A 3,589-nucleotide genomic window follows, 5' to 3' on the forward strand; every position below is an offset into this window, starting at 1 on the left:
TCGGTCCTGGCACATCAGCAGCCATCGAGCGAGGCGGGTGGCCGTGTTGCCTTTCGCGTTGGCGAAGGCCGTCTGAGCCGTCTGCACGTGCTGAGCTTGGATGTAGCGATTGAGAAGGCGCCTTAGGGCAGGGCGCCCCTCGACCGCGGTGCGCAAGGTGTCGGCATCGATGCTCAGCACGCGACCGGCCATCTGCACGAAGTGTGTGTGGGGGCTGCGGTCGTCTCCGAGCAGGATCGGGGCCGCTCCGACCACGCCTTCACGCCCGACTAGCCCGATCTCGACCCGGCCGTTCTCGCCATCGAAGGTGATGGAGATGAAGCCTTCTTCCGGGAAGTAGGCGGCCGTGATTGCGGTATGGGATGGGATCAGAACCTGCCGTAGACGTGTAGGCTGGACCTGCAGGGCAGGTTGCAGGTGAGCGAAATCCTCTGGCGGCAGGATGCCAAGGAGCCGGTTGCGCACGTCTGATTGTTGAAGAGGGCCATGGGTGCTCGCCTGTTAGGGGCGAGAGCACTCGCGGTCCCTCAATCGCCAGCGCCCTGAATACGGCTGGCAATCTCCAGCATCTGGGCTCATGCATACAAAATTACAAGTTTTAATATCGAATTGTAAAAATATTACACAATCCATAGACTTGGAAAAATTCGTCTCGATTTGTATCCTGAAGGCATTTTACCAAATCTCACGAGGTTCTTCGCCGGTTGTCCTAAGTCGTTTGTGACTTCAGAATTTCGCGAACGCAGGCGAGCACAGCCTGTCGGCCCTCTGGGCTTCGGATCTCAAGCCACATCTGGAGGAGTTGGGCGGTATTAGAGGTGGTCGGTTGGCCCAGCGCGTCGAAAAACAAGTCGGTCGAGCAGCCAAGCGTCTGCGCCACGGCGTCGAGCTTTGCACGTCGGTTGTGATCCGCGGATGGACCCAAAACATGGGGCTTCGGCATATCCATAGCATTTTATCTCGAAACGAAACCGCACATCACGGGCGCACGCACATACTAGCATTGTAAATCATGCGGTAAAATGGTGAGAACAATACATATAATGGCAGTCTGGCTTGCAAATGTAAGAATTTTACATTTGAGACTTGGTGCTGAATGTACGCTGGACTGGGCATGCTATGAACCACGCACCTGATTTAGATGCTTTGGCAGATGCTTGTATCGCTGCCTATACCGCCATCGAAGCACACGGCACCCCGGAGAAGAAAGCGTTGATCCGAACGCTGCCGCTCATCGTCGGCAAGGAAATCGCGCGCGACATTTCGACACCGGACAAGCGAGAGGGTCATGCCGGTGACGGCATCGAGCAATTCCAACGGCTGCTAGACGAGTAGGCGAGCCAGCCGTGTTCGACGGCCTCAGTCGCTTATTGCCCGGTGAACGCCGTCCATTCGGGGCTGACGTAGGTCACCCACCGTCCGCCTTCTTGACGAAGATCATCCTCGGCGCTCCTTGGCTTCGGTCTCACGGTGACGCTGAAGCCCGGGCGCCAGATGCCATACATACTCCTGCTTCGCCGGGTGTGTCGTATACGCTCCGCGTTATCTCAATGCTGATGAACCTGAGAACAAAAATTTATGGAACGATTTTTATCGGGATAATTTTCTACTTCATCATGGTAAGATCCGCTGAGCCCGATCGGGCCGCTCTGCAACGGATCGCCGATGCGCTCGGCGTGCCCGTCGAACGTTTCTTCACCGACAGCCTGCCCGTCAATGCGGATGGGTGCCTGTACCTCTGGTCAAGGATCAGGACGGCGGAGGGGCGGCAGCGAGCCTTGGAAGCTCTGCGGGCGATCGCTGACGAGGAGCCAGCGTAGCGACCCGCGGGAGAATCAGCGAGCCGCTAATCCATATCGTCCGCTCCCCCGTCCCGGCGCGCGCCATGGGCTACGACGACCAAGGCATCGTTGGCCAACGGCCGCTGGAGATTATTCGCCTCCGGCCAGGGTGCCGACAGCCACGTCGCCCACTCCTCCGGCTTCGTGAGGATAACTTGCATCGCCTTCGGGTGAACTGCACCGACTTCGGCGTTCGGCGCGGTCGTCAGGTAGGCATACAGATCGTCCGTCGTCTCACCGTCCGCACGCTCTGCCAGCCCGCGACCAGGATGCCTGCGAAGCAGGTGAGGGGCCGATCCTCCGTCAGGGCGAACCACACGGGCGGGTGCGAGCCGTCCGCGGCCTTCTCGTTCTCGCTGAAGCTCGTGAATGGCACGAGGCAGCGGTGTGCGGGCACCAGCCAGCGTCGCTTGTGCGAGGAGGCGGTGTTGCGCACGTTCGTGACGCCGGGATCGACTTTCTTCCCCTTAAGCGCAAAGGCCGGGGAGGGCAGGCCCCTTCGCATCATCGACAGGGCACGGGCGCCCTCGCGCATGCGGATCACGGGCGCCGTGGTGTTGGGGAAGATGCCCGGTAATGACGGCAGGTTGCTGGTGTCGTCGTGCTCGATGTCGAACGCCTTGCCAATCTCCGACTGCGGCCGGATCAGGCTGTAGAGGTTGCACATGCAGCATGTTCGCCAGGGCCGCGGTAGATATCAGGACCGCGAGATGACGAACGCTGCCCCGCCGCCCGATCCGATCACGGGCTGGCGGGGAAGGTCGTCTATCTAACCGGCAGCTGTAGCGTCCTCTTACGCGTGAGGAGCGTTCCAGCTGCGGCTCCGCCCCGCTGGATCCTTCTGCCATTGGCGACCCCTTCCACATCGTGTTGCAGAACCACGTGCGGCAGACGGCGAAGACGGATGGTAGGGCCTGACTCCATCATCCAGGGCGCGGACAGGAACGGGGGCAGCGGCCCTTCGTTGATCAATCCGTGTCGGCGTGGGCCGGCCCTTCCTACTCCGAGAGAGCCATGACCAGCCGAACCATCCAATCCGCGCTTCTCGCCCTCACGCTCGTCGCCGGGAGCGCCGGGATGGCTGCCGCGCAGAGCACGCCCGGCGGCAACACCTCGACCGGCGGCGCTCCTGCTGGATCTGGCAGCTCTGGCAATGGTGCGACCGGTAGCGGAGCGGCGCCCAGCGGGAAGTAACGGGATCAGCCTTCAGGTCGAGCCCGCCTGGCCTACCGCCGCGGCGGGCTTCTTTTCGATGGCCATCGTGCTAGGACGACTCAAGATGCTCGTGCCTTGGCGGGTCTGGGCATCCGCACAACCTTGGTCCGCTCGGTTCGCCGGCGCGGGCTTTTCTATGTCCCATCCGGGACGAGCTATGGCTCCTTCCGCTGCGCGGTGGGGTTAGGCGTCGAGCTTGTATCTGGCCCAACCGCTGGGCTGACGCTCGTCATGTATGACCAGGTGCCTCCGATCGCGAGGATCCCGGCGAACAGGGCTGCGAAGATGCTGATGAGGGCGAAGCGGTCCATGCTAGGGAAAAGGCCGCAACCGGCAGCCTGATCCCGTGGCGGATGCTGCCGGTCGATCCGCCGCAGGCATGCATCACGCTAAGAGTCCGTCCGAGAAGTCAGGTTGATCGGGCGAGGCGCCTGACGAGGATCATGACGGCTGCGGCGTAGAGGAAGGCTCTGGCGGAGGCGGGGGTCGCTTCCGGATCCTTCCAGAGGCGTCGGTTGCGGCTGATCCAGGCG

At 61.7% G+C, this 3,589-nt stretch carries 3 protein-coding genes and 2 pseudogenes; 2 read left to right on the forward strand and 3 right to left on the reverse strand.

The window, feature by feature from the left end:
- The coding region (locus MKL01_RS15275; RefSeq protein ID WP_243906063.1) for a Crp/Fnr family transcriptional regulator at positions 1–465 on the reverse strand (465 nt) is incomplete at its 3' end.
- Between the two features lie 654 nt (positions 466–1,119).
- Here MKL01_RS15275 and MKL01_RS15280 point away from each other — a divergent pair.
- Positions 1,120–1,335, forward strand: a complete 216-nt coding sequence (locus MKL01_RS15280; RefSeq protein ID WP_243906064.1) for a hypothetical protein — start codon at positions 1,120–1,122, stop codon at positions 1,333–1,335.
- Positions 1,336–1,550: 215 nt separating this feature from the next.
- On the forward strand, positions 1,551–1,820 hold the full coding sequence (locus tag MKL01_RS15285) for a hypothetical protein (RefSeq protein WP_243906065.1): 270 nt from the start codon (positions 1,551–1,553) through the stop codon (positions 1,818–1,820).
- A 26-nt stretch (positions 1,821–1,846) separates the two neighbouring features.
- On the opposite strand, the pseudogene MKL01_RS15290 reads toward MKL01_RS15285, so the two are convergent.
- A pseudogene (locus MKL01_RS15290) lies at positions 1,847–2,508 on the reverse strand (SOS response-associated peptidase).
- Positions 2,509–3,465: 957 nt separating this feature from the next.
- A pseudogene (locus MKL01_RS15295) lies at positions 3,466–3,589 on the reverse strand (IS5/IS1182 family transposase); the annotation flags it as partial.

This window comes from Methylobacterium sp. J-070, assembly GCF_022829385.1.
Classification (GTDB): Bacteria; Pseudomonadota; Alphaproteobacteria; order Rhizobiales; family Beijerinckiaceae; genus Methylobacterium.